This window comes from Bradyrhizobium sp. CSA112, from assembly GCF_029051645.1.
In the GTDB taxonomy this organism is placed as follows: domain Bacteria; phylum Pseudomonadota; class Alphaproteobacteria; order Rhizobiales; family Xanthobacteraceae; genus Bradyrhizobium.
Genome location: NZ_JAACFS010000005.1, coordinates 313,910 through 340,269, shown reverse-complemented (window position 1 = coordinate 340,269; position 26,360 = coordinate 313,910). Strand labels below are relative to the sequence as shown.

The 26,360-nt window shown below is 62.4% G+C and carries 23 protein-coding genes, 3 tRNA genes and 3 pseudogenes; 5 read left to right on the top strand and 24 right to left on the bottom strand.

The window, feature by feature from the left end:
* Position 1: 1 nt before the first annotated feature.
* From nuoK to GWE18_RS13920, 15 genes are all read right to left on the bottom strand, one after another.
* Positions 2–310, bottom strand: a complete 309-nt coding sequence (nuoK, locus tag GWE18_RS13990) for an NADH-quinone oxidoreductase subunit NuoK (protein ID WP_028345789.1) — start codon at positions 308–310, stop codon at positions 2–4.
* Positions 307–945: an NADH-quinone oxidoreductase subunit J gene (locus GWE18_RS13985; protein ID WP_275186295.1), complete on the bottom strand. Its 639-nt coding sequence runs from the start codon at positions 943–945 to the stop codon at positions 307–309. Before GWE18_RS13985 ends, nuoK begins: the two co-directional genes overlap by 4 nt.
* Positions 946–1,149: 204 nt before the next feature.
* Positions 1,150–1,638, bottom strand: a complete 489-nt coding sequence (gene nuoI / locus GWE18_RS13980) for an NADH-quinone oxidoreductase subunit NuoI (protein ID WP_275186347.1) — start codon at positions 1,636–1,638, stop codon at positions 1,150–1,152.
* A 13-nt stretch (positions 1,639–1,651) separates the two neighbouring features.
* Complete coding sequence (gene nuoH / locus GWE18_RS13975; RefSeq protein WP_275186294.1) at positions 1,652–2,722, bottom strand: NADH-quinone oxidoreductase subunit NuoH; 1,071 nt, start codon at positions 2,720–2,722, stop codon at positions 1,652–1,654.
* Between the two features lie 10 nt (positions 2,723–2,732).
* Complete coding sequence (gene nuoG / locus GWE18_RS13970) at positions 2,733–4,814, bottom strand: NADH-quinone oxidoreductase subunit NuoG (protein WP_275186293.1); 2,082 nt, start codon at positions 4,812–4,814, stop codon at positions 2,733–2,735.
* Between the two features lie 7 nt (positions 4,815–4,821).
* On the bottom strand, positions 4,822–5,319 hold the full coding sequence (locus GWE18_RS13965; RefSeq protein WP_275186292.1) for a hypothetical protein: 498 nt from the start codon (positions 5,317–5,319) through the stop codon (positions 4,822–4,824).
* A gap of 2 nt (positions 5,320–5,321) precedes the next feature.
* A complete protein-coding gene (nuoF, locus tag GWE18_RS13960) occupies positions 5,322–6,647 on the bottom strand; it encodes an NADH-quinone oxidoreductase subunit NuoF (protein ID WP_057849470.1) in 1,326 nt (441 codons plus the stop codon).
* A gap of 21 nt (positions 6,648–6,668) precedes the next feature.
* Positions 6,669–6,884, bottom strand: a complete 216-nt coding sequence (locus tag GWE18_RS13955; RefSeq protein ID WP_275186291.1) for a hypothetical protein — start codon at positions 6,882–6,884, stop codon at positions 6,669–6,671.
* On the bottom strand, positions 6,881–7,492 hold the full coding sequence (nuoE, locus tag GWE18_RS13950) for an NADH-quinone oxidoreductase subunit NuoE (RefSeq protein ID WP_275186290.1): 612 nt from the start codon (positions 7,490–7,492) through the stop codon (positions 6,881–6,883). The genes GWE18_RS13955 and nuoE overlap by 4 nt, the downstream gene beginning before the upstream one ends.
* Before the next feature lie 11 nt (positions 7,493–7,503).
* Positions 7,504–8,463: an FkbM family methyltransferase gene (locus GWE18_RS13945; protein ID WP_275186289.1), complete on the bottom strand. Its 960-nt coding sequence runs from the start codon at positions 8,461–8,463 to the stop codon at positions 7,504–7,506.
* A complete protein-coding gene (locus GWE18_RS13940) occupies positions 8,463–9,659 on the bottom strand; it encodes an NADH-quinone oxidoreductase subunit D (protein WP_275186288.1) in 1,197 nt (398 codons plus the stop codon). Before GWE18_RS13940 ends, GWE18_RS13945 begins: the two co-directional genes overlap by 1 nt.
* Before the next feature lie 2 nt (positions 9,660–9,661).
* The gene (locus tag GWE18_RS13935) at positions 9,662–10,273 is read right to left on the bottom strand and encodes an NADH-quinone oxidoreductase subunit C (protein WP_275186287.1); all 612 of its coding nucleotides are present in this window, start codon (positions 10,271–10,273) and stop codon (positions 9,662–9,664) included.
* Between the two features lie 10 nt (positions 10,274–10,283).
* The gene (locus tag GWE18_RS13930; protein WP_275186286.1) at positions 10,284–10,874 is read right to left on the bottom strand and encodes an NADH-quinone oxidoreductase subunit B; all 591 of its coding nucleotides are present in this window, start codon (positions 10,872–10,874) and stop codon (positions 10,284–10,286) included.
* Complete coding sequence (locus tag GWE18_RS13925) at positions 10,865–11,230, bottom strand: NADH-quinone oxidoreductase subunit A (RefSeq protein ID WP_057840496.1); 366 nt, start codon at positions 11,228–11,230, stop codon at positions 10,865–10,867. Before GWE18_RS13925 ends, GWE18_RS13930 begins: the two co-directional genes overlap by 10 nt.
* Before the next feature lie 199 nt (positions 11,231–11,429).
* A complete protein-coding gene (locus GWE18_RS13920; RefSeq protein WP_275186285.1) occupies positions 11,430–11,945 on the bottom strand; it encodes a MarR family transcriptional regulator in 516 nt (171 codons plus the stop codon).
* Positions 11,946–12,160: 215 nt separating this feature from the next.
* Here GWE18_RS13920 and GWE18_RS13915 point away from each other — a divergent pair, with 215 nt between their 5' ends.
* The 3 genes and pseudogenes from GWE18_RS13915 (at position 12,161) to GWE18_RS13905 (ending at position 15,128) form a co-directional block, all read left to right on the top strand.
* On the top strand, positions 12,161–13,351 hold the full coding sequence (locus GWE18_RS13915; protein ID WP_275186284.1) for an aromatic ring-hydroxylating dioxygenase subunit alpha: 1,191 nt from the start codon (positions 12,161–12,163) through the stop codon (positions 13,349–13,351).
* A 40-nt stretch (positions 13,352–13,391) separates the two neighbouring features.
* Positions 13,392–14,683: pseudogene (locus tag GWE18_RS13910) on the top strand (MFS transporter).
* Positions 14,684–14,933: 250 nt separating this feature from the next.
* On the top strand, positions 14,934–15,128 hold the full coding sequence (locus GWE18_RS13905) for a hypothetical protein (protein WP_275186282.1): 195 nt from the start codon (positions 14,934–14,936) through the stop codon (positions 15,126–15,128).
* Positions 15,129–15,223: 95 nt separating this feature from the next.
* Here GWE18_RS13905 and GWE18_RS13900 read toward each other — a convergent pair.
* Positions 15,224–15,300, bottom strand: a tRNA-Asp gene (locus GWE18_RS13900).
* A 318-nt stretch (positions 15,301–15,618) separates the two neighbouring features.
* Between GWE18_RS13900 and GWE18_RS13895 the strand changes: the two are divergent.
* Positions 15,619–15,921 (top strand): annotated as a pseudogene (locus GWE18_RS13895) (HU family DNA-binding protein); the annotation flags it as partial.
* Positions 15,922–16,152: 231 nt separating this feature from the next.
* A complete protein-coding gene (pepT, locus tag GWE18_RS13890) occupies positions 16,153–17,409 on the top strand; it encodes a peptidase T (RefSeq protein ID WP_275186281.1) in 1,257 nt (418 codons plus the stop codon).
* Between the two features lie 391 nt (positions 17,410–17,800).
* Here pepT and GWE18_RS13885 read toward each other — a convergent pair whose 3' ends face one another.
* From GWE18_RS13885 to GWE18_RS13850, 8 genes and pseudogenes are all read right to left on the bottom strand, one after another.
* The gene (locus GWE18_RS13885) at positions 17,801–18,661 is read right to left on the bottom strand and encodes a methyltransferase domain-containing protein (protein ID WP_275186280.1); all 861 of its coding nucleotides are present in this window, start codon (positions 18,659–18,661) and stop codon (positions 17,801–17,803) included.
* Positions 18,662–18,774: 113 nt separating this feature from the next.
* Positions 18,775–18,851, bottom strand: a tRNA-Val gene (locus GWE18_RS13880).
* A 98-nt stretch (positions 18,852–18,949) separates the two neighbouring features.
* Positions 18,950–19,066: pseudogene (locus GWE18_RS13875) on the bottom strand (GFA family protein); the annotation flags it as partial.
* Positions 19,067–19,192: 126 nt separating this feature from the next.
* A complete protein-coding gene (lon, locus tag GWE18_RS13870; protein ID WP_275186279.1) occupies positions 19,193–21,619 on the bottom strand; it encodes an endopeptidase La in 2,427 nt (808 codons plus the stop codon).
* A 312-nt stretch (positions 21,620–21,931) separates the two neighbouring features.
* Complete coding sequence (clpX, locus tag GWE18_RS13865) at positions 21,932–23,206, bottom strand: ATP-dependent Clp protease ATP-binding subunit ClpX (RefSeq protein WP_028345767.1); 1,275 nt, start codon at positions 23,204–23,206, stop codon at positions 21,932–21,934.
* A 429-nt stretch (positions 23,207–23,635) separates the two neighbouring features.
* The gene (locus tag GWE18_RS13860) at positions 23,636–24,271 is read right to left on the bottom strand and encodes an ATP-dependent Clp protease proteolytic subunit (RefSeq protein WP_275186278.1); all 636 of its coding nucleotides are present in this window, start codon (positions 24,269–24,271) and stop codon (positions 23,636–23,638) included.
* A 302-nt stretch (positions 24,272–24,573) separates the two neighbouring features.
* Positions 24,574–25,932: a trigger factor gene (tig, locus tag GWE18_RS13855; protein WP_275186277.1), complete on the bottom strand. Its 1,359-nt coding sequence runs from the start codon at positions 25,930–25,932 to the stop codon at positions 24,574–24,576.
* Positions 25,933–26,098: 166 nt separating this feature from the next.
* A tRNA-Leu gene (locus GWE18_RS13850) sits at positions 26,099–26,183 on the bottom strand.
* Positions 26,184–26,360 lie beyond the last annotated feature (177 nt).

Sequence of the window (26,360 nt, the reverse complement as noted above, 5' to 3'; positions counted from 1 at the left end):
TTTAGCCCTTCATCAGATTGACGTCTTCAACCGCGATCGAACCGCGGTTGCGGAAATACACCACCAGCACAGCGAGACCGATCGCCGCCTCGGCGGCGGCAACCGTCAGCACCAACAGCGCAAACACCTGGCCGACGATGTCGCCGAGGAAGGTCGAGAACGCCACCAGGTTGATGTTGACGGCGAGCAGGATCAGCTCGATCGACATCAGGATGACGATGATGTTCTTGCGGTTCAGGAAGATGCCTAGGATCCCGATCGTGAACAGGGTGGCGGCGACCGCGAGATAGTGGCCCAGACCGATCGTCATTTCACCCACTCCGCCGCATCCGAATCCTGCAGCCCCTGCCCTGACGCCACCTTGCGCACGGCCATCGCGAGTTCCGGCGTCCGCGCGTTCTGCACGTTGATATCCTGCCGCTTGACCTTTGCCTTGTGGCGCAGCGTCAGCACGATGGCGCCGATCATCGCGACCAGAAGCACCATGCCGGCGATCTGGAAGTAGTGGATGTACTTGGTATAGAGCACCAGCCCGAGCGCCTCGGTGTTGCTGACATTGGTCGGGATCGCCGCCGTGATCTGCTTGGCGGTATCGGGCTTCATGACCCATCCGCCCGCGACCAGCAGCAGCTCGGCAAGGAAGATGCCGCCGATCACGAGGCCAATCGGCAGATATTCCAGAAAACCCTCGCGCAGCTCGGTGAAGTCGACGTCGAGCATCATGATCACGAACAGGAACAGCACCGCGACCGCGCCGACATAGACCACGATCAGCATCATGCCGAGGAATTCGGCGCCCATCAGCACGAACAGGCCGGATGCGTTGACGAAGGCCAGGATCAGGTACAGCACAGAGTGCACGGGATTGCGCGAGACAATCACCATGACCGCCGACGCCACGCAGACGCCGGCGAAGAGATAGAAGAACAGTGCGGGAAGGATCATGCGAACCTCCCGCCATGGAGCGAGAAGCTAACCGCGGACGCAAATGTGTTCCCTCCCCCCTTGCGGGGGAGGGTTAGGGAGAGGGGTAAGCCACGCGCACCGACCCCGGGGCTTACCCCTCTCTCCCACTCTCCCCCGCAAGGGGGGAGAGGGCCCACCGCTTGCGCGGCAAATGCATGAATCCTAATAGCCACGTTCATCACCTCACCGGTACGGCGCGTCGAGTTCGATTGCTTTCGCAATCTCGCGCTCCCAGCGGTCGCCATTGGCGAGCAGCTTCGCCTTGTCATAGTAGAGTTCCTCGCGGGTCTCGGTCGCGAATTCGAAATTCGGTCCCTCGACGATGGCATCGACCGGGCAAGCTTCCTGGCACAGGCCGCAATAGATGCATTTCACCATGTCGATGTCGTAGCGCACGGTGCGGCGGGTGCCGTCGTTGCGGCGCGGGCCGGCCTCGATCGTGATCGCCTGCGCCGGGCAAATGGCCTCGCACAGCTTGCAGGCGATGCAGCGCTCTTCGCCGTTCGGGTAACGCCTCAAAGCGTGCTCGCCGCGGAACCGCGGCGAGATCGGGTTCTTCTCGAACGGATAGTTGATCGTCGGCTTCGGCTTGAAGAAATAGCGCATGGCGAGAAAGAACGCCGATACGAATTCGCTCAGCAGAAGCGCGCGGGCGGTTGCGTTGACGTTGATACTCATGACGGCCTCACTTCGGTGCGATGCCGGCAAATTGCAGCACCCCGGCCACAATCACCACCATCGCCAGCGACAACGGCAAAAACACCTTCCAGCCGAGCCGCATCAGTTGATCGTAGCGGTAGCGCGGCACGATCGCCTTCGCCATCGCGAACATGAAGAACATGAAGAACAGCTTCAGCGCGAACCACACCACACCCGGGATCCAGGTGAACGGCGGCAGCGCCACCGGCGGCAGCCAGCCGCCGAGGAACATGATCGTTGCCAGCGCGCACATCGTGGTGATCGCAACATATTCGCCGAGCATGAACAGCAAATACGGCGTCGAGCCGTATTCGACCATGAAGCCCGCGACCAGTTCGGACTCCGCTTCCACCAGATCGAACGGCGGACGGTTGGTCTCGGCCAGCGCCGAGACGTAGAACACCACGAACATCGGGAACAGCGGCCACACGTACCAGTTCAGGATGGTGAGCTGCGGCAGCCCGATCAGGCTGGCGAAGCCACGGGCATTCTGCGCTTCCACCACGGCCGAGAGGTTGAGCGAGCCGGCACACAAAAGCACGGTGATGATGACGAAGCCGATCGAGACTTCGTAGGATACCATCTGCGCCGCCGAGCGAAGCGCCGCCAGGAACGGGTATTTCGAGTTTGACGACCAGCCGGCCATGATGATGCCGTAGATCGACAGCGACGAGATCGCGAAAATGTAGAGCACGCCGACATTGATGTTCGAGATCACCCAGCCGGCATCCATCGGAATCACGGCCCAGGCGGCCAGCGCCAGCACGCAGGACACCAGCGGCGCCAGCAGGAACACGCCCTTGTTGGAGCCGGACGGAATGATCGGCTCCTTCAGCACGAACTTCAAAAGGTCCGCGAAGGATTGCAGCAGGCCCCAGGGGCCGACCACGTTGGGGCCGCGGCGGATCTGCACCGCGGCCCAGATCTTGCGATCGGCGAGCAGGATGTAGGCGATCGCGACCAGGAGCACGACGAGCAGCAGCAGGCTCTGCGCGACCATGACGATCAGCGGCCAGAGAAACCCGGTCCAGAACGAGCTTGCGAAGAAATCAGCCATCAGGTCACGCTTACTCCGCTGCCGTCAGCATTCGCCCGGCCGCCAGCCGGGAACATTCCGCCATCACCGCCGAGGCCCGCGCGATCGGATTGGTCAAATAGAAGTCCTCGACGGACGATTTCAGCGGGCTCTTGTCGACCTTGCCGCCCTTCTTACCCGCCAGCGCCTTGACCTGCTCGGCCTTGCCGGGCTCGATCTGGTCGATCCGCATCAGGTGCGGCACAGCCTTGAACAGGGCCTGGCGCAACGCCCCGAGGGAATCATAGGGCAGCTTCTTGCCGAGCACATCCGACAACGCCCGGACAATCGCCCAGTCCTCGCGCGCCTCGCCGGGCGGAAACGCCGCGCGGCTGGCGATCTGCGCCCTGCCCTCGGTGTTGACGTAGAGGCCGGATTTTTCGGTATAGGCCGCGCCGGGCAGGATGACGTCGGCGCGGTGCGCGCCGCGGTCGCCATGGGTGCCAATATAGACCACGAACGTGCCGTCCGGCACTTTTACTTCATCCGCCCCGAGCAGGAATAGCACGTCGAGCGTACCGAAGGTCGTCATCTGCGCCAGGCTGAGGCCGCCCTTATCAGCCGCAAAGCCGATGTCGAGCGCGCCCGCGCGCGAGGCGGTATCCTGCAACACAGCAAAGCCGTTCCAGCCGTCCTTGAGCGCGCCTGCGCCTGCCGCGATCTTGGCCGCCAGCGCCAGCACCGCCGCGCCGTCGTGCCGCGACGCCAGCGCGCCGGCGCCGACCAGCACGATCGGGTTCTTGGCGGCCTTCAGCACCTCGGTGAAGGAATGCTTGCCACCAGCGAGTTCGCTGAGCGTGTCCGTGCCCGCACCGAGATAATCATAATCATAGGTGAGATCGGCCTTGGCGCCGATCACGCCGACCTTGAGCTGGCCCGTCCGCCAGCGCTTGCGGATGCGCGCGTTGAGGACGGCGGCTTCCTTGCGCGGATTGGAACCGATGATCAGCAGCGCGTCGGCCTGCTCGATCCCGGCAATGGTCGGGTTGAAGATCCAGGTCGCGCGCCCGGCCCTGGGGTCAAAGGCGTCGCCGCCCTGCACCGCCAGATTGGTGGAGCCATATTTGCCCAAGAGGTCCTTAAACGCGAACATCTCCTCGACTGCGGCGAGATCGCCGGCGATGGCCCCGATCCGCTTGCCGTCGCTCATCCTGACCTTGGCCGATATCGCCGCAAAAGCTTCCATCCACGACGCGGCGCGAAGCTTGCCGTTCTCCCGGATATAGGGCCGGTCGAGCCGCTGCGTTCGCAAGCCGTCCACGATGTGACGGGTCTTGTCGGAAATCCATTCCTCGTTCACGGCCTCGTTGATGCGCGGCAGGATTCGCATCACCTCGCGGCCGCGGGTATCGACGCGGATTGCGGAGCCGACGCCATCCATGACGTCGACTGACTGCGTCTTGCCGAGCTCCCACGGGCGCGCGGCGAACGCGTAAGGCTTTGAGGTCAGCGCGCCGACGGGGCAGATATCGACGAGGTTGCCCTGCAGCTCCGAGGTCAGCGCCTGCTCCAGATAGGTCGTGATCTCCATATCTTCGCCACGGCCGGTCGCGCCCATTTCCGGGACGCCGGCGACTTCGGCGGAGAAGCGGACGCAGCGCGTGCACTGGATGCAGCGGTTCATCGAGGTCTTGACCAGCGCGCCCAGATACTTGTCCTCGACCGCGCGCTTGTTCTCGGCATAGCGCGAGGTGTCGACACCGTAGCCCATCGCCTGGTCCTGCAGATCGCACTCGCCGCCCTGGTCGCAGATCGGGCAATCCAAGGGATGGTTGATCAGCAGGAATTCCATCACGCCTTCGCGCGCCTTCCTGACCATCGGCGAACGCGTGGAAATTTCCGGCGGCTCGCCCTTTGGACCGGGCCGGCAGTCGCGCACACCCCAGGCGCAGCTTGCGACCGGCTTCGGGCCGCCCTTGATCTCGACGAGGCACATCCGGCAATTGCCGGCGATCGACAGCCGCTCGTGGTAGCAGAAGCGCGGAATTTCGGCGCCGGCGGCTTCGCACGCCTGCAGCAGCGTGTACTCCGCAGGCACATCGATCTCTTTGCCGTCGATGATGAGTTTGGTCATTGCTGTCTCAAGTCTTTCCCAGCTTGCAGTCTGGCGGTGTAACGCTGGCGGTCTTCAGCGCCGTCTTGATCCATTGCTGGGTCTCGGCGCCATAGGTGGCGAGATAGGCCGGCTGCGCCGCGTTCTTCTCGCACAGGAACGGCAGATGCGGCTTCAGGTCGTAATCGCAGGACGCCAGCCACTCGCGCTTTCCCGCGAACGCGCCGATCGCCTCCTCGCAGGCGTAGAGGAAATACGTGACAAAACTCTCGTACTGAACCTGCTCATCGCCGCCGGCGGCCTTGATCTTCTCGTAGTCCGGCTGCGCGTACTTGGGATTCTTGAACGCCAGATCGGTGTAGCCCAGAAACGCCTGCCGCGCGCTCGTGGCGCGGTTGTTGGTGCGGATTTCGTTGATCTGGAACAGGATCGCAACAAAGCCGAGCAGCGCCACGGCCGCCTGCGCCATCTGCGCCAGCGTTCCATATCTCTGCCACCAGAAAACGCTCGGTTGCGACATCGTCATCCCTACTCCGCCGCCGCCATGTTCACGGGATCGCGCACGCCGATGTCGTCGATGTCGGCCTTGTGCGAATACTGGTCGATACGCGCCTCGATCTCATGGCGGAAATGCGCGATCAGGCCCTGGATCGGCCAGGCTGCGGCGTCGCCGAGCGCGCAGATGGTGTGGCCTTCGACCTGCTTGGTCACTTCCAGCAGCATGTCGATTTCGCGCTTGTGGGCGCGGCCTTCCGCCATGCGCGTCAGGACGCGCCACATCCAGCCCGTGCCTTCACGGCATGGCGTGCACTGGCCGCAGCTCTCATGCTTGTAGAAATAGGAAATGCGCGCGATCGCCCGGATCAGGTCGGTCGACTTGTCCATCACGATCACGGCGGCAGTACCGAGGCCGGAACGCAGCTTGCTGAGGCTGTCGAAATCCATCGGCGTGTCGATAATCTGCTCGGCCGGCACCATGCGCACCGACGAGCCGCCGGGGATCACGGCCTTCAGATTGTCCCAGCCGCCGCGAATGCCACCGCAATGGCGCTCGATCAGTTCGCGGAACGGAATGCCCATCGCCTCTTCGACGTTGCAGGGCCGCTCGACATGGCCGGAGACGCAGAACAGTTTTGTGCCGACATTGTTCGGCCGGCCAATGGCGGCAAACCACGCCGCCCCGCGCCGCAGGATGTCGGGCGCAACCGCGATGGATTCGACATTGTTGACAGTGGTCGGGCAGCCATAGAGGCCGACATTGGCCGGGAATGGCGGCTTCAGCCGCGGCTGGCCCTTCTTGCCTTCGAGGCTCTCCAGCAGCGCAGTCTCTTCGCCGCAGATATAGGCGCCGGCGCCGTGCGCGACATAGATGTCGAACGGCCAGCCGTTGATATTGTCCTTGCCGACCAGCTTCGCGTCATAGGCCTGATCGATCGCGGCCTGCAGCCGCTCGCGCTCGCGGATGAACTCGCCGCGCACATAGATGTAGCAGGCATGCGCGCCCATCGCGAAGCTCGCGAGCAGGCAGCCCTCCACGAGCAGGTGCGGATCGTGCCGCATGATCTCGCGGTCCTTGCAGGTGCCGGGCTCGGATTCGTCGGCATTGACGACGAGATAGCTCGGCCGGCCGTCGGTCGATTCCTTCGGCATAAACGACCATTTCAGGCCGGTCGGGAATCCGGCCCCGCCGCGGCCGCGCAGACCCGAGGCCTTCATCTCGTTGATGATCCAGTCGCGGCCTTTGTCGATGATCGCTTTGGTGCCGTCCCACGCGCCGCGGCGGCGCGCACCTTCCAGGCCCCAATCATGGAGGCCGTAGAGGTTCTTGAAGATGCGATCCTTGTCGTCGAGCATGACTTGAAGCTTCCTAGCGGATCAACGATTGGACTGCGCGTAGGCGAGGCCTGCGGCACATCCGCCGAAGGTCAGCGCCCACAACAGGCTGGATTCGAGCGTTGCGTTCAGCCCGTAACGCTGCAGCAAAAATATGAACGCAGCCGCCGCGACGGCATGCATGCCGATATAGCGCCAGTTCTTCATCGCGCCGTCCCTTCCCGGCCCGTCCACGAGCCATGTGCCGTCACGCGTCATGTGGATTCCTTCAGCGTCGTCGGCCCGCCCGCCGGCGCCGAGAACTGACGGTCGACCTGCGGACCCGGCTTCGGCGGATTGCCTGACGCAAAGCCGTCCAGCACCTTGCCGAAACTTTCCTTGGTCAGGTCCTCGTAGGTGTCCTTCCAGATCTGCACCATCGGCGCATTCACGCAGGCGCCAAGGCACTCGACCTCTTCCCAACTGAAATTGCCGTCCTTTGACAGATGGAACGGATCGTGATGGATGCGGCTCTGGCACACCTTGATGATGTCCTCGGCGCCGCGCAGCCGGCACGGCGTGGTGCCGCACACCTGCACATGGGCCTTCTTGCCCACCGGCTGGAGCTGGAACATTGTGTAGAAGGTCGCCACTTCCAGAACGCGAATGTAGGGCATCTCCAGGAGGTCGGCGACCACGCGGATCGCGGCTTCCGAAACCCATCCCTCGTGCTGCTCCTGCGCGCGCCACAGGATCGCGATCACGGCCGACGCCTGGCGGCCCGCCGGATACTTTGCGATCTGCGCCTTGGCCCAGGCGAGATTCTCATCCGTGAACGTGAAGCTCGCGGGCTGCAATTCCTTCGGGGCAAGGCGGCGGACGGACATCGTTCAGTCTCTCATTGCACGCGGCGCGCGGCTTTCGCATTGAGCGCATCGATCCGGGCGAGCCAGAATGCGCTTGCGGTGCCGAACACGTTGTAGCCGACATGGGTTGAAACCTTGATCCGATCCAGGATCGAGAGATCGGTCACGGTTTCAAGGCGGTGGCTGCGCGGATCGTAGACGATCAGCTTCAGCGGGGTCTGATCGAGGATGTAGCGCGACACGGTATGCTCAGGATCGTTGCCATGCTCCTCGCATAAGAGCACGCTGTCGCCCAGCATCAGCCGCGCGCCGCCCTTCATGGCCTCGATCTCGACGCCTTCGACGTCGAGCTTGATCAGATATTTGCCGCCGGGAGTGATCTTGCCGTCGTCCAGCAGATTGTCGAGCGCGATGACGGGCACCTCTTCGCCGTCCGACTGGTCGCCGGCGATGCTGAAGGCCTCATGCTTGGTGCCGGACAGGCGCGCGGAGCCGCGCGCAGCGCCAATCGCGCATTTCATCGCCTCGAAACGATTGCCGTTGATTTTGGCATTGTTGGCGAGTTTTGGAAAATTCTGGCCCGACGGCTCGATCGCGATCGCCTTGTGCGATCCGAACGGCTTGCTCGACACCAGCACCGACCAGTAACCGTAATTGGCACCGCAATCGAGCAGCGTGTAGTCGACGTCGGCGGAGTCCTGAAACAGCAGCTCGAGCTCGTCCTCGTAGCTGTAGGTGCGATTGAGCAGTTTGCTCCAGTAGCCGTCGCCATAGGGAAACTCGAAGACGGCGTCGGGATTTAGTTTAACTTGGATGCCGCGCTCGGGCAGCGTCGTGCGCAACAGGTTCGCGCACATATTGTAGCCACGGTGCGAAAAGTTCGACGCCACCTTCGACCCCAGCGTCAGCGCAACCGCGGCCAAACGCTCCCACGCGTTCGCGCCAACGAGCGCGCCCGAAGCCCGGTCAAACTGGATGGGCGCCTGCACCATCACCGATCGACCTCTCCGAACACGATGTCGAGCGAGCCGAGGATCGCCGAGACGTCGGCGAGCAGGTGGCCTCTGCAGATGAAATCCATCGCCTGCAGATGGGCAAAGCCCGGCGCGCGGATCTTGCACTTGTAGGGCTTGTTGGTGCCGTCGGAGACCAGATAGACGCCGAACTCGCCCTTCGGCGCCTCGACCGCGGCGTAGACTTCGCCGGCCGGGACGCGGACGCCTTCGGTATAAAGCTTGAAGTGGTGGATCAGCGCTTCCATCGAGCGCTTCATCTCGCCGCGCCGGGGCGGCGCGATCTTGTTGTCCTCGACGACGACCGGGCCCTGCCCGTCATGCGCGCGCAGTTTCGCGATGCACTGCTTCATGATGCGCACCGACTGGCGCATCTCTTCCATGCGGATGCAGTAGCGGTCGTAGCAGTCGCCGTTCTTGCCGATCGGAATGTCGAAATCCATTTCGGCATAACACTCATACGGCTGGGCCTTGCGCAGGTCCCAGGCCGCGCCCGAGCCGCGCACCATGACGCCGGAGAAGCCCCACTCCCAGGCCTGCTGCAGCGTCACCACGCCGATATCGACGTTGCGCTGCTTGAAGATGCGGTTGCCGGTCAGCAGCGTTTCGAGGTCGGCGACCACCTGCAGGAACGGGTCGCACCACGCCTCTATGTCGTCGATCAGTTTCGGCGGCAGGTCCTGATGCACACCGCCGACGCGGAAATAGGCGGCGTGCATGCGCGAGCCGGAGGCGCGCTCATAAAACACCATCAGCTTTTCGCGCTCTTCAAAGCCCCACAGCGGCGGGGTCAAGGCGCCAACGTCCATCGCCTGCGTGGTGACGTTGAGCAGATGCGACAGGATGCGGCCGATCTCGCAATAGAGCACGCGGATCAACTGGCCACGGCGCGGCACCGTGATGCCGAGCAGCTTTTCCGCCGCCAGACAAAACGCGTGCTCCTGATTCATCGGCGCGACGTAATCGAGCCGATCGAAATACGGGATCGCCTGCAGATAGGTCTTCGCCTCAATCAGCTTCTCGGTGCCACGGTGAAGCAGGCCGATATGCGGATCGACGCGCTCGACGACTTCGCCGTCGAGCTCCAGCACCAGGCGCAAAACACCGTGCGCGGCCGGATGCTGCGGGCCAAAGTTGATCGTGAAGTTGCGAAGGTTTTGCGGTTGTTCGTTCATGGTCAGGCCTTCGGCTCAGCCTTCTCATCGCCCGGCAGCGGATAGTCCGCGCCTTCCCATGGCGAGAGGAAATCGAATTTGCGGAATTCCTGGTTGAGGCGCACCGGCTCATAGAGCACCCGCTTCTCCTGGTCGTCGTAGCGGACCTCGACGAAGCCGGTGAGCGGGAAATCCTTGCGCAGCGGATGGCCGTCGAAACCGTAATCGGTCAGCAGCCGCCGCATGTCGGGGTGGCCGGTGAAGATCACGCCGTAGAGGTCGTAGGTCTCGCGCTCGAACCAGTCGGCGCCGGGAAACACGCCGATGATCGACGGCACCTGCGTGGTCTCGTCGGCTTCGGCGCGGACGCGGATGCGCCCGTTCAGCGTCGGCGACAGCAGATGATAGACCACGTCGAAACGCTTCTCGCGGCCGGGATAATCGACCGCAGTCACGTCGGTGACGTTGACGAAGCGTAGCGCCGGATCGTCGCGCAGGTACTTCATGACCTCGACGATCTTCGCCGCATCGACCGTGACGGTGAGCTGGTTGAACGCGACCGCATGGGCGCTGGCCGCGCCGCCAAGCGCGCTAACAATCGTCTGCCCAAGGGCGTCGAGCTTGCCGTCGTCCATTACCTAAACCTTAGCGTTCGATGGTCCCGATGCGCCGGATCTTCTTCTGCAGCAGCAATATGCCGTAGAGCAGCGCCTCCGCCGTCGGCGGACATCCGGGCACGTAGATGTCGATCGGCACGATGCGGTCGCAGCCGCGTACGACCGAATAGGAGTAGTGATAGTAGCCACCGCCATTGGCGCATGAGCCCATCGAGATCACGTAGCGCGGCTCGGGCATCTGATCGTAGACCTTGCGCAGCGCCGGCGCCATCTTGTTGGTCAGCGTGCCCGCCACGATCATGACGTCGGACTGTCGCGGCGAGGCGCGCGGCGCAAAACCGAAACGCTCGACGTCGTAACGCGGCATCGACACCTGCATCATCTCGACCGCACAGCAGGCGAGACCGAACGTCATCCACATCAGGGAGCCCGTCCGCGCCCAGGTGATCAGGTCGTCTGCGGCGGCGACGAAGAAGCCCTTGTCTGACAGTTCGTGGTTGACCTCGAGGAAGAACGGATCCTTGGCCCCGACCGGCTTGCCGGTCGAGGGGTCGAGAATGCCCTTCGGCGCCTGCGCGATGTCAGGCGAAGAGCCTATAGCGGTCTGGCTCAATCCCATTCGAGCGCGCCTTTCTTCCACTCATAAGCAAAGCCGACCGTGAGGACGGCGAGGAACACCATCATCGACCAGAAGCCGGTGGCGCCGAGCTTGCCGAACGCAACCGCCCACGGGAACAGGAACGCCACTTCGAGGTCGAAAATGATGAAGAGGATCGCGACCAGATAGAAGCGGACGTCGAACTTCATTCGGGCATCGTCAAAAGCGTTGAATCCGCATTCATAGGCGGACAGCTTTTCGGGGTCCGGCTGCTGGAACGCGACCAGGAACGGGGCGATCAGGAGCGCCAGACCGATAAGGCTCGCCACCCCGATAAACACGACAAGTGGCAGGTAATCTTGCAGGATGCCGGACATCGGCGGTGCCTTTTCCTGCGGATTTCGACCGCAGATTCGTTGATTGGAATTATTCTTGCCTTAGCGCAGCGCAACAGGGGGCGCAAGACAAGCCGTCTCAAGGGCTCGGTCCGCCCGTGACGCGTCGGCAGAACACCAAAAAGTGTTGCGTTCCTGCCTCGCCCGACCAACGCGCGCCGGGCCGCAAGGTGCCCGAATTTCAATTCAAATCCTTTTCGTCCGCGAGCATTTGGGCGGCCGTGTCGGTCAGGCGGCCAATCTGGTCGAGCAGCACCTTGTGCTCGTCCTTGCTGAGCTGTTCCAAGAGCCGCCGGTTTCGTTCCTGCGCGCCCGCCACAATGGTGTCATGCGCCGCCAGCCCGGCCTTGGTCAGGCAAACCAGCGTCTCCCGGTTGTCCCGCGGATTGACCTCCTTGGCCACCAGCTTGCGCGAGACCAGTTCCGCCAGCGCCCGGCTGATCTGCCCCTTGTCCATGCCGACCGCTTCCGCCAGCCTGATAACGCTCATCGGCGGCCGCCGCCCCAGCGAGGCCACCAGGCCGAACTCCACCGACGACAACCCCGCCAGCCGCTTATAGCGCAGGATCGCGCCGCGCTTGAGCAGATTGGCCAGCACCATCAGCCGCGACGACATCATCGCGGTAATCGGCGCCAATGCCTCGTCATTCCCCGCAGCGGGCGCAGGCGTGGTCTGCTTTCGGGGTTTCTGGCTCATCCCAAACCTCTGCCAATAAAGCGAGCCGATGCCAAGCTCATCGGCCAAGGCAATCGAACAAGGCAATCGAACAGGGCAATCGAACAGGGCCATCGAACAAAGCAATCGACCGATATGATATCGCAATCGTTGACATTGTCATCGATTTGCATTTCACTTCCCTCAAGCATGTCAAAACGACCGCGGCGTCAAAAGCCGTGGCGGGAGGAAACGGAATGACCATCACGCAGCGGGATCGCGATCTCGGGACCGGCTACGCCATGAAGCCGTCCACGACCCGGACCGAGCTGACATTGGTCGGCCGCGGCACGCCGATGGGCGAGCTGTTGCGGCGCTATTGGCACCCGGTCGGCCTCGCCAGCGACGCGACCGATATCCCCAGAAAAGTACGCGTGCTCGGCGAGGATCTGGTGCTGTTTCGCGATAGGCACGGCCGCGCCGGGCTGTTGCACGCGCGCTGCTGCCACCGCGGCACCACGCTCTATTACGGCAAGGTCGAGGAGGACGGCATCCGCTGCTGCTATCACGGCTGGAAGTTCGACACCGAGGGCCATTGCCTCGAACAGCCCTGCGAGCCCGAGGGCGGCCTGTTCAAGGACAAGGTGCGGCAGCCCTGGTATCCCCTGCAGGAGCGCTACGGCCTGATCTTCGCCTATCTCGGACCGGCCGAGAAGAAGCCTGTGCTGCCGCGCTACGAATGTCTGGAAAAGATGGACGATGGCGAGTTCGTCGAGGCGGACGATTCCTCCATCGGAGGCGGCGGCCCGGCGGTTATTCCCTGCAACTGGCTGCAGCATTTTGAAAACGTGGTCGACCCCTACCATGTCCCGGTGCTGCACGGCTCGTTCTCAGGGCCGCAATTCACCAACATGATGGCCTCGATGCCGGAGGTGAAGTTCGAGACCTCTTCGCGCGGCGTCACCGTGCGCTCGATCCGCCATCAGGACGACGGCAAGGTGTTTTATCGGGTGACGGAAGCTGCCCTCCCCACGCTGCGCGTCGTGCCCAATCCCCGCGTCGCGCAGTTCGCCAGGGTCGAATCGATCGGCTGGACGCTGCCGATCGACGACACGTCGTTCCGCATCTATGTCGCGGGACGCGTGAAGAATTCGGGCGACATCGGGCGGATGCGCTCCAAATTCAACGGCAAGTTCTGGTGGGACATGACCGAACGGGAGCACCAGCAATTCCCCGGCGATTACGAGGCGCAGACCGGCCAGGGCCCGGTGACGCTGCATTCGGAAGAGCATTTCGGCCAGAGCGACCGCGGCATCCTGATGATCCGGCGGATGCTGAGCGATCAACTCGAAACGATAGCCGCCGGCCGCGATCCGATCGGCGTTTCCTTCGATTCGAACGCGCCGCCGGTCGAATTCGAGGCGGGGAATTTCATTCGCGAGGCGTGAGGCGCAAACGAAACGGAAGAAATCCGCTTAGGGGGAAACCATGGTCGATCTCGCGCCACAGGCAGTCTTGCAAACGAAAGCCGCCGCAAAGCCCTCGATCCGGCGATATTACGTGCTGGCCCTGTTAACCGTCATCTATGCGCTGAACTTCCTCGACCGCACGATTTTCAACGTCCTGATCGAGCCGATCAAAAAGAGTTTGCGCTCAGCGACACCACGATGGGTCTGCTCGCGGGCTTCGGCTTCGTGCTGTTCTATTCGCTGCTCGGCATCCCGATCGCGCGCATTGCCGACCGCTTCAACCGCCGCAACATCGTAGCCGTTGCGCTGGGGTTCTGGAGCGCGATGACGGTTTTCTGCGGCACGGCGCAAAGCGTGGCGACGCTGGCGCTGGCGCGTATCGGCGTCGGCATCGGCGAATCCGGCGGCACGCCGGCCTCGCAGTCGATCATTGCCGACTTGTTCAACAAGAACGAACGCCCGCGCGCGCTCGGCATCTACGCCATCGGCACCTATCTAGGCGTATTCCTCGGCTATTTCATCGGCGGCTATGTCAATCAGTACTACGGCTGGCGGATGGCGTTCTATGTCGCCGGCCTGCCCGGCATCGCGCTCGCCGCCGTGCTGTGGCTGACGATCTCCGAACCGAAGCGCGGCGCGATGGCGGAGACGTTCACGCCGGAGCCGATCGGGCCGACGCTTGGTTTCCTCGCCTCGCAGCGGACATTCGTCATCCTGCTGGCAGGCTTTTGCCTGACGACCTACACCAATTACGCGACCTCGGCCTGGATTCCGCCGTTCCTGGCGCGGGTGCATCATCTCTCCAGCGCCGAAATCGGCACCTATGCCGGCACCTTCAAGGGGCTGTGCGGCATCGCCGGCACGCTGCTCGGCGGGTTCGTGGTGGCCCAGATCGGCCGCCGCGACGATCGCTGGAAATTGTGGGCGCCCGCGGTCACGTCGGGCCTCGCCGGTCCGGTGTTTGCGTTGTGCATGCTGACCCAGGACTTCACCACAATGGTAGCGACGCTGGCGGCAACCTCGTTCCTGGTCGGCTTTCATCTCGGTCCGATCTTTGCGATCGCGCAGACCGTCGCCAAGCCGAGCATGCGGGCGCTGGCATCCGCAATCATGCTGTTGACGGCGGCCGGATTCGGCCAGGGCGTCGGCCCGCTTGCGGTCGGCATGCTCAACGATGCGCTGAAGAACGATTTTGGCGCCCAGGCCGTGCGGTACTCGCTGCTGTCGGCGGCGCTCACGACAACGGTCGGAGCTCTCCTGTTCATCTGGGCGGCGCGGTCGATCCGCGCCGATATTCAGCGGGCGAGCTGAGCCGACCGGCTCGCCGACGGCCCTCCCCTTTGTTCTTGTTACTGTTTTGACCCCGCTGGGCTTACGCGTGGGCCGCATCGGTGTCGGCCTCGGGTCTGTATGTGATCTACATCACGGATGTCTTGGCGAAAAATCGGCCAAAAACCGGCCGAATGAAACCATTTTGCCGAAACCGCGAAACGATCCTGAAACAGACTGGGCGTACGTCTCTAGCCAACACGGGACGTCAAAGGCGTCCGGGAGGCATTACATGAACCACTCATTTCACTCGGCGGATCGTAGCACCCACTTAAAGATAGTGGTTGTCGCTCTCGTGGCTGGCATCGCTGTTGCGGCTTTCGGCATCTCGGCTCGGACCGGTACGGATTACAGCCAGACCGCCCAGGTCGTGAAGGCGGGCAAGCCGGTTGTCATCACCAGTTCGAGCACCTCGACGGTCCGTTAAGCAAAACCGGCTGCATGGAAATAAAAACGGCCGCCCTTGGGGCGGCCTTTTTGTTTGCAGCGGTCTCGAAAGATCAGCATCAAGCCATTGATAAATGGCGCGAGAGACGGGACTCGAACCCGCGGCCTCCGCCGTGACAGGGCGGCGCTCTAACCAACTGAGCTACTCCCGCGGATGCCGTAATCAGATCCTGATCCGCGCCGAACCGAGGGCATAAAGGCCCGCTCCCGCTTAGTCAAGGACGTTGCGAATCCCCGCGCGAAACGGGCGTTTCTGCGATTCCGATGCAAATAACGGCCTGTTTTCAGGTAAAACAGCGTAGGAGCGATCACCCGAATCGTTTAAGGCCCGATATGTCTGGGTTTCTTGAAGCCCTCGCCGCTCTGGCTGTACCGCTCTTCGGGTTTCAAGTCACCACACAACGCGCTTTCCCGGCGCAGACCGGTATTCATAAACGCTCGTCAAGCCATTCAACCAACGAGGAGAGCCAGTTATGGCGAAGAAAGCAGCGGCTCCAGCTACCATCACACTCAAGCATCTGGCAGCGGCTCTCGCCGAGGAGCACGACTTGTCGAAGAAGGCCGCAGAGGCGATCCTGACCGACATGGTCGGCAAGATCACAAAACACCTGAAGAAGGGCGAGCGGATCCGTATCGTTGGGCTCGGCATCCTCCAGGTCCGCAAGCGCGCCGCCCGCACGGGGCGGAACCCCGCCACCGGCGAGCCGATCCAGATCAAGGCCAGCAAGAAGGTCGCCTTCCGCGCAGCCAAGGAACTCAAGGAAGCCGTCTAGAGCCTGTTCAACTGCGTTGAATCACGCTCGTCGGTCATCTTTTTGTTTGCGCATGATCTCGGGGCAAACGCTTCGCGTTTGTCCCGAGGGAAAACCGGTACCCACTTTTCCGGATCATGCTCTGACCGACGCGCGTCCTCCTGATTGCACCAGAAGCGCCATTCAGGCGGGGACCCGGAATGGCGCTTTTCTGTTATAGAGCGCTTCCGGCTCAACTTTTTGCGGATCGTCATGCTGGCCTCGCCCATAGCCTTCACCCACGATGTCACCGAGCGCTTCCTGCGCTATGTCGTGATCGACACCCAGTCCGATCCGGCCTCTCCGACCTGCCCTTCCACCGCGAAGCAGAAGAATTTGGGCCGCCTGCTCGCCGCCGAGTTGCAGGCAATGGGACTTGGCGACGCCCATCTCGACGAGCACGGCTACGTCTATGCCACCATCCCGGCCAATACCCATAAAAAGGTGCCGGTAATCTGCTTCTGCTCGCACATGGACACTTCCCCTGATTGTAGCGGCGCCAACGTCAAGCCGCAGATCGCCAGGAATTATCAGGGCGGCGACATCGTGCTGCCGGCGGATCCCACCCAGGTGATCCGCGCGGCCGACCATCCCGCGCTCGCCGACCAGATCGGCCACGACATCATCACGACCGACGGCACCACGCTGCTCGGGGCCGACAACAAGGCCGGCCTTGCCGAGATCATGGATGCGGCGCGGTTCCTGATTCAAAATCCTGATATCAAGCACGGCACGATCAAGATCCTGTTCACGCCCGACGAGGAGATCGGCCGCGGCGTCGACAAGGTCGACCTGAAAAAACTCGGCGCCGACTTCGCCTATACGATGGACGGCGAATCCGCAGGCAATATCGAGGACGAAACCTTTTCAGCCGATGGCGCCACAATCACCATCGAGGGCGTCTCGACCCATCCGGGCTTTGCCAAAGGCAAGATGGAGCATGCGATCAAGATCGCCGCCGCTATCATCGACCGCCTGCCCAAGGACACCTGCTCGCCGGAGACCACCGAGGGCAAGGAAGGCTTTTTGCATCCAGTCGGCATCAAGGGCGAGCTGGAGAAAGCCACCATCGGCTTCATTGTGCGTGATTTCACCGACGCGGGCCTTTTGGAAAAGGAAACCCTGCTCGAAGACATCGTCAAAGGCGTGATGAAGGATTACCCGCACTCGACCTACCGGATGGAGGTCAAGCCGCAATACCGCAACATGAAGCAGGTGATCGACCGCCATCCCGAGATCGTCGATTACGCTATCGAGGCGATCAAGCGCGCAAGCCTGGCGCCGGTGCGAAGCTCGATCCGCGGCGGAACCGACGGCTCGCGGCTGTCGTTCATGGGCCTGCCCTGCCCCAACATCTTCGCCGGCGAACACGCCTTTCATTCCCGGCTGGAATGGGTCAGCTGCCAGGATATGGAAAAGGCAGCAGAGACCATCGTGCATCTGGCGATGATCTGGGAAGAACGGGCGTAGGGGCGGACGCGTGTTGCCCGTCCAACAAGTTACGGCAGCGACCCTCTCAGGTCTGCGACGCCAATATCCAGGATGACTCGGCCACCGTTCTCAGGGGCGGTGTGCCTACGGACCGCACTGTGTTCGGACACAGTGATGGCTCCAACGACGATCGCGCCAAGCGAAAGCAGCGTGACCATAATCAGCCCAGTCCGGGCCGGAGTAAGATACAGATCGGAAAAGCGCATCATTGCTGCACCCATGCGCATCGCCGCCAGCCTGTTGCAACAAGCGTCGTTGAGTCGTTAGGCGATTTGGGGGCGTGAAGGTGGCGATCCGGCGTTCAAGGTCTGAAATGGATCAACCGCCAGGACTCGCAATGACGGCATGGCGCAACGGCGCGCCCGCTTGATCACGACGCCCGCGCCGTCACGATCCAGACCGACGCCGGCAGCAGCACCGCATCACCTTTGGCGAACGGCGTGAGTGCTTCGCGAATGGAAGCCGCGGCAGCGTTCCGGAGTTCTTCCGGCTGCCCCTCCAGCGCGCGGCTCACCGGCCCAATTTCCAGCGCGCCCTGCACGGCGCCATCGAGCCCGCGGCCGATCGCGGCGTCGAGCAGAAGGGGACACGCTTCCATCTCGACGCTTGCAAAGCCGGCCTCGCCGAGGATGCGGCGGACGCGCGCCTCCGAGGCAAATGCGAAGGGGCCGGGGTCTTCCGGCCCAAGCTGCGGCAGTTTCGGCACATGCTTGTAGGCGGCCTGCAGCGGCGTCATGAAGAACGGATTTTCGCGCGGCTCGCGCCAGCAGGCGAATGCCAGCCGGCCCGAGGGCCGCAGCGCTTTCCGCATGTTGGCAAACGACAGCGCAGGATCGGCGAAAAACATCACGCCGAACCGCGAGGCCAGCACATCGAAACTCGCCGGCTCAAACGGATAGACGGTCGCGTCGGCCAGAATGAAATCGATCGGCAGGTCCTTCGGCGCAGCCTGCCGCGCGCGCTCCAGCATCGGGCCGGATACGTCGACGCCGAGCACGTGGCCCGACAGCGCGACCTCTCGCGCGAACGCGATCGCCGTAGCGCCGCTGCCGCAACCGATATCGATGACACGCTCGCCCGGCTTCAAGCTGGCCCGATCGACGACAAGGTCCGCGACCGGTTTGAGCAGGACATCCTGCGCCGCCTGCCGCGCGGCCCAGCGCTGTCCGGCGGGCCCGTTCCAGTAGGCGACCTGGTCGGCGTTTTGTTCGTGGCCTGTGGGGGCATCCATGTGTGCGCAGGCTTTCTGTCGGTCCGCCTTCGCTCTTCGAGCTTCGGCGCGACAGCCTTCGCGCTCACGCACTTGTGCTGGCTTGCCGAGCCGTAGCGCGTCAGCGCGAAGGCTGGTAGGCGGCGAGAGATTCGAACTCCCGACCCTCTCGGTGTAAACGAGATGCTCTAACCAGCTGAGCTAGCCGCCCTTGAGCCGCCTGTTTAGCCCTGCGACCCCCTTTGGCGCAAGGGTGCCATATCGCGGGGTTTTGCAGGGCGCTGGTCGGCGGAACAGAGCACGGTGTCCCCGGTACGGCGAGCCTGTCAGGTTCTGACAATCGGTGCAGTGATAGATCGATACCTTCGGATCAATGTCGGCCCGATAGGCCGCCCCGCCGCAATGGCATTGCCCGTCGATTTCCATCCCCTTCAACTCCGCTTGCTCGAATCCGATCCACACAACAAAAACGGCGCCCGAAGGCGCCGTTTTATCATTTCCAAACTGGATCAATCAGTGGTGACTGATCGGATCAGTAGTAACTGATCGGGATCAGTGAGCCGTCAGGCCGCCGGCTGCTTCGTCCGAAGCATCCGGCTTGACCGGCACCTTGGTGTCCTCTTCCCAGACGATCGGCACCGGTGCGCGGACGAGCGCCTTGCCGACGACGTCATCGAGCCGCGCAACGGGGACGATGTCCATGCCGCCCTTGATCGCATCGGAAATCTCCGTGAGATCCTTGGCGTTGTCCTCCGGGATCAGCACCGTCTTGATGCCGCCACGCGCGGCAGCCAGCAGCTTCTCCTTCAGACCGCCGATCGGCAGCACGCGGCCGCGCAGCGTGATCTCGCCGGTCATCGCGACATCGTGCCGGACCGGAATGCCGGTCATGACCGAGATGATCGCGGTTGCCATCGCCACGCCCGCCGACGGTCCGTCCTTCGGGGTTGCTCCCTCCGGCACGTGGACGTGGATGTCGCGCCGGTCGAACAGCGGCGGCTCGACGCCGTAGTTGATCGCCCGCGAGCGGACGTAAGACGCCGCCGCCGAGATCGACTCCTTCATCACGTCGCGCAGATTGCCCGTGACGGTCATCTTGCCCTTGCCGGGCATCATGACGCCTTCGATGGTCAGCAGCTCGCCGCCGACATCGGTCCAGGCAAGCCCGGTGACGATACCGACCTGCGGCTCGCTCTCGATCTCGCCGAAGCGGTACTTCGGCACGCCGAGGAAGTCTTCCAGGGTCTTCTCGGTGACCTTGACCGACTTCTTCTTGGAGATCATCAGCTCCTTCACCGCCTTGCGGGCGAGTGTGGAGAGCTCACGCTCCAGGTTACGCACGCCCGCTTCGCGGGTGTAGCGGCGGATCATCAGAAGCAAGGCATCGTCGTCGATCGACCATTCCTTGGAATCGAGGCCATGCTTGGAGATGGCGTTCGGGATCAGGTGCTTGCGCGCGATCTCGACCTTCTCGTTCTCGGTATAGCCCGCGATCCGGATGATCTCCATGCGGTCCATCAGGGGGCCGGGAATATTGAGCGTATTCGCGGTCGTGATGAACATGACGTTCGACAGGTCGTAATCGACCTCCAGATAGTGGTCGTTGAAGGTCGAGTTCTGCTCGGGGTCGAGCACCTCGAGCAGCGCCGACGACGGATCGCCGCGGAAATCGGCACCCATCTTGTCGATCTCGTCCAGCAGGAACAGCGGATTCGAGGTCTTGGCCTTGCGCATCGACTGGATGATCTTGCCGGGCATCGAGCCGATATAGGTGCGGCGGTGACCACGGATTTCGGCTTCATCCCGCACGCCACCGAGCGACACGCGCACGAACTCACGGCCCGTGGCCCTCGCGATCGACTTGCCGAGCGAGGTCTTGCCGACGCCGGGAGGCCCGACCAGGCACAGGATCGGTCCGGTCAGCTTGTTGGCGCGCGACTGCACCGCAAGATACTCGACGATGCGGTCCTTGACCTTCTCGAGCCCGTAATGGTCGGAGTCCAGCACGGCCTGCGCCGCCTCGAGGTCCTTCTTGACCTTGGACTTCTTGTTCCACGGGATCGACAGCAGCCAGTCGAGATAGTTGCGCACGACGGTTGCTTCCGCGGACATCGGTGACATCTGGCGCAGCTTCTTGAGTTCGTGCTGCGCCTTCTCCCGCGCTTCCTTGGAAAGCTTGGTCTTGGCAATCTTCTCTTCCAGATCGGCCAGCTCGTCGCGACCTTCGTCGTCGCCGAGCTCCTTCTGGATCGCCTTCATCTGCTCGTTCAGGTAATATTCGCGCTGGGTCTTCTCCATCTGGCGCTTGACGCGCGAGCGGATGCGCTTCTCGACCTGCAGCACCGAGATCTCGCTCTCCATCAACCCCAGCACCTTCTCCAGGCGCTGCGTGACGGACAACGTCTCCAGGATGCCCTGGCGATCGGCGATCTTGACGGCCAGATGCTGGGCGACCTGATCGCTCAGCTTGGCGAAGTCAGTGATCGCCTGAACCACGCCGACGACTTCGGCGGAGATCTTCTTGTTCAGCTTCACATAGCTTTCGAAGTCGGACACGACCGAGCGCGCCAAGGCTTCGGCTTCAACCGAATTGGCGTCGGTGTCGGCGAGCGCAATGGCGTTCGCTTCGTAATATTCGATGCGGTCGGAATACTTCTGCACCCGCGCGCGCTCGAGCCCTTCGACCAGCACCTTCACGGTGCCGTCGGGAAGCTTCAGGAGCTGCAGCACGCTGGCGAGCGTACCCACTTCGTAAATCGAATCCGGGCTTGGATCATCGTCGGACGCGTTCTTCTGCGTCGCGAGCAGGATCAGCGCGTCGTTCTTCATCACCTCTTCGAGGGCGCGGATCGATTTCTCGCGGCCGACGAACAGCGGCACGATCATGTGCGGAAAAACGACGATGTCGCGGAGCGGCAGCACCGGATACGAATGGCTTTCGCCGAGAACGATGGTTGGCCGGGTTTTGGGGGTTGTCATGGCCTATTCCTTCTGTTTTGCCCCCTTGCACGCAGTCCGCTCGCTTGCGCAACCGCCACAAGGTGCCGGGAGTTCCGGATCGCCCCGGCCGCCTTCGCTGCCGTCTCTCACCGGATGATATTGCGACGAATCTCGAACGTGATTTCCGCCACCATCAGCATTAGGTGGCTATCGGGTATGGGGGTGTCAAGTCACGGAAAATGACCGCAAATTGCGGATCAGACGCGCGAAAAACGCTTACACTACAACGGCTGTCGGAAAGTCCGACAGCCGCGCTATTGGAAGTAGTGAGTTCTGGCAGGCCTGATGGTATCAGGCGCTGGCGCTGCTCTCGACCGCGCGATCCGAACGGTCCGCATAGATGTAGAGCGGACGGGCGGTTCCCTCGACCACTTCGCGCGAGATCACGACCTCTTCGACGCCTTCCAGGCCCGGCAGATCGAACATGGTCTCGAGCAGGATGCTCTCGAGGATCGACCGCAGGCCCCGCGCGCCGGTCTTGCGCTCGATCGCCTTGCGGGCGACCGCGCCAAGCGCCTCGTCGGCGAAGGTGAGTTCGATGTTCTCCATTTCGAACAGCCGCTGGTATTGCTTCACCAGCGCGTTCTTCGGATCGGTCAGGATCTTCTTCAGCGAGGTCTCGTCGAGATCCTCCAGCGTCGCGACCACGGGCAGACGGCCGACGAATTCCGGGATCAGGCCGTACTTCAGCAGGTCTTCCGGTTCGACGTGACGGAAGATTTCGCCGGTGCGGCGATCTTCGGGCGCCAGAACCTGGGCGGCGAAACCGATCGAGGTCGAACGTCCGCGCGCGGAGATGATCTTCTCAAGCCCTGAGAAGGCGCCGCCGCAGATAAACAGAATGTTCGTGGTATCGACCTGCAGGAACTCCTGCTGCGGGTGCTTGCGGCCGCCCTGCGGCGGCACGGAGGCAACCGTGCCTTCCATGATCTTCAACAGCGCCTGCTGCACGCCCTCGCCCGACACGTCGCGGGTGATCGACGGATTGTCGGACTTGCGGCTGATCTTGTCGATTTCGTCGATATAGACAATGCCGCGCTGCGCGCGCTCGACATTGTAGTCGGCCGACTGCAACAGCTTCAGGATGATGTTCTCGACGTCCTCGCCGACGTAGCCGGCTTCGGTCAGCGTCGTCGCATCCGCCATCGTGAACGGCACGTCGAGAATGCGCGCCAGCGTCTGCGCCAGCAGCGTCTTGCCCGAACCGGTCGGACCGATCAGCAGAATATTCGACTTCGCAAGTTCGACGTCGTTGTGCTTGGTCTGGTGATTGAGCCGCTTGTAGTGATTGTGAACGGCGACCGACAGCACTTTCTTGGCATGGCTCTGGCCGATCACGTAATCGTCCAGCACCTTGCAGATTTCCTTCGGCGTCGGGATGCCGTCGCGCGACTTCACCAGCGAGGACTTGTTCTCCTCGCGGATGATGTCCATGCAGAGTTCGACGCATTCGTCGCAGATGAATACGGTTGGACCCGCGATGAGTTTGCGGACTTCGTGCTGGCTCTTTCCACAGAACGAGCAATACAGCGTGTTCTTGGAGTCGCTCGTGCCAACCTTACTCATTCCTGTCTCCGTCCGCCGTTCGATCCGTTACCCGATCGACCCATTCCGGCACTCACACCGGACCTCAAGGTAGATAGAGCAAATTCCGTACCAGAAAAGACCCTAACTCAATTACGCACCGTGCGAATCACGGCTTCTAGAATCCCCCGCGATCTTAACCATCCCACACAGCCAACCATGCTGACACCCGACTATCAAGAATTCGCTAATCGGGGTCGGAATGGCTACCCGTGACAATACCGTGATTTGTGGCGTTCGCACGGGGAGAAGTTCACGAAATCGACCGAGCGTTGCGGTATTGCCACGCCGCAAAACCGGCACGAAAGCGGAACTTTCGGCCCGTGCGGGGGCACAAGCACGCAGCTTTCGGCCACATTTGCCGATTCAACCAACCATTAAGGTCAACGCGGGGTATCGCAATCCGTTACCTTACGGGATTTTCACCACCGCCGCTTCTTCGGGGCGCTTGTCGATCACCTTGTCGACGATGCCGAAGTCGCGGGCCATATCGGCGGTCAGGAATTTGTCGCGCTCGAGCGCGTCTTCGATCGCCTTGTAGGTCTGGCCGGTATGCTTCACATAGATCTCGTTGAGGCGCTTCTTGAGATTCAGGATCTCCTGCGCATGCAGCATGATGTCGGTGGCCTGGCCCTGGAAGCCGCCCGAAGGTTGATGGACCATGATGCGCGAATTGGGCAGCGAGAAGCGCATGTCCTTTTCGCCGGCGGCGAGCAGCAGCGAGCCCATCGAAGCCGCCTGCCCGGTGCACAGCGTCGACACCGGCGGACGGATGAATTGCATCGTGTCGTAGATCGCAAGCCCCGATGTCACCACGCCGCCCGGCGAGTTGATGTACATCGAGATTTCCTTCTTGGGATTTTCCGCCTCAAGGAACAGGAGCTGCGCGACGGTGAGCGTCGACATGCCGTCTTCGACCGGACCGGTCACGAAGATGATGCGCTCTTTCAGAAGCCGCGAGAAAATATCGTAAGCGCGTTCACCGCGGTTGGTCTGCTCGACCACCATGGGCACGAGGTTCATGTAGGTTTCAACGGGATCGCGCATTAGTCACCCCAAGGGTTAGTAAGAGACAAGGGTTAGTAGAAACAGGCGGGGGCGAACATCCATCGGCAGGCCAGTCGGCATGATTGCCGCGCGCGGACGAACGTCCCGTGATGCAGGACTTCAACTCGAACTCGCGTTAGCGAGCCACTCACAGATATGAGCCAATTTCCCGGCGACAAGGCCGGGCAATTGCAAGCCGAACGAGGCGAGTTCAAGCTGATTCGCGGGCGATCTCATAGCGACGGGTGCCGCCACCACGCCGCTTTCGCCGTTCATCATTAATGTCAGCCCGATCAAATCGATCAGGCCGCGCTCTTCTCGTCTTCGTCCTTGAACAGATCCTCGCGCGAGACCTTCTTTTCGGTCACGTTAGCAAGTTCGAGGATGAAATCCACCACCTTGTCTTCATAAATCGGCGCACGAAGCTGGGCCAGCGCGTTGGCATTGTTGCGATAGTAGTCCCAGACTTCCTTCTCGCGGCCGGGCATCGAACGCGCACGCTCGATTACCGCGCGGCCGACTTCGTCGTCGGTCACCGTGATCTTGTTCTTTTCGCCGATCTCCGACAGCACGAGGCCGAGCCGGACGCGGCGGTCGGCGATCTTTCTGTACTCTTCCTTGGCCGCCTCTTCGGTGGTGTTCTCGTCGGCGAAGGTCTTGCCGCTCGATTCCATCTCGGCCTTGATCGAGTTCCACATCAGGTTGAACTCTTCCTCGATCAGCGACGGCGGCGCCTCGAATTTGTGGCTGTCGTCGAGACGATCGAGCAGCGCCCGCTTGACGCGCTGACGTGTCGCACCAGCGAACTCGGCGACCAGACGCTCGCGCGCGGCCTCCTTCAGCTTGTCGAGCGATTCCAGGCCGAGCGTCTTGGCGAACTCGTCATCGATCTTGCTGTCGCCCGGCGCTTCGATCAGGGTTGCCGTGGTTTCGAATTCGGCCGGCTGGCCGGCGAGCTTCTCGCTGGCGTAGTTCTTCGGGAACGACACTTTCAGCGTCCGGGTCTCGCCTGCCCCGATGCCGACGAGCTGTTCTTCAAAACCCGGAATGAACTGTCCGGTGCCGATCACGACCGGGATGCCTTCGCCGGTGCCGCCATCGAACGGCACGCCGTCGATGGTGCCCTTGAAGCTGATGGTGACGCGGTCGCCGTTCTCGGCCTTGGCGCCCTCGGCCTTCGCCGCGTAGGGACGGTTCTGGTCGGCGATGCGCTTGATCGCCTCATCGACCTCGGCGTCGGTGACTTCGACCACCGGCTTCTCCACCGAGAAGGTCTTGAAATCGGCGAGCTGGATGGTCGGCACCACCTCGATCGCAACCGTGTAGGTCAGATCGGTCTTGCCGGCGAGCAGCTCCTCGACCTCTTTCTGCTCGGTCGGCATCGTGATCTTCGGCTCGGTCGCAAGGCGGAAACCGCGGTCGGTGAAGATCTGCGTGTTAGTGTCGCGGATCGTCTGGTCGATGGTCTCGGCCATCACCGAGCGGCCATACACCTTCTTCAGGTGGCTCACCGGCACCTTGCCGGGACGGAAACCATTGAGCTTCACCTTGTCCTTGAGGTCGACCAGCTTGGCGTCCGCCTTGGCATCGAGATCCGATGCGGGAACGCTGACCTTGAACTCGTGCTTCAATCCCTCGGCGAGGGTTTCGGTGACCTGCATGGTGTCAATCTTCTTCCGCTTGCGCCGGGCCCGACAGGCCCGGCAGTGTCAAATATTCGAGGCGTGGCCTTGCAGCCTGCGCCGGTGGTTCGGCTGACCCTGGCTCCCCCTCGACGGGGACGCAGGCCCTCCAGTATTCGTCATGCAAACGCTTGGATAGAGCGCTTGGTGCGGGCGGAGGGACTCGAACCCCCACAACTTTCGTCACTGGAACCTAAATCCAGCGCGTCTACCAGTTCCGCCACGCCCGCGTGAAAAGCATCCATACCCGGCCGCGATGCCGCGGGCGGCGGGCTTATAACATGAGCCTACACCTCCGCAGCAAAAAAATGGCCCTTTTGACACCACCGGGGCAAGGCGTCACAGCTAGGACAGAGACAACAAAAAATGGTCCCCATTGGCCCGATGGCAAGACTTTCCGCGACGGT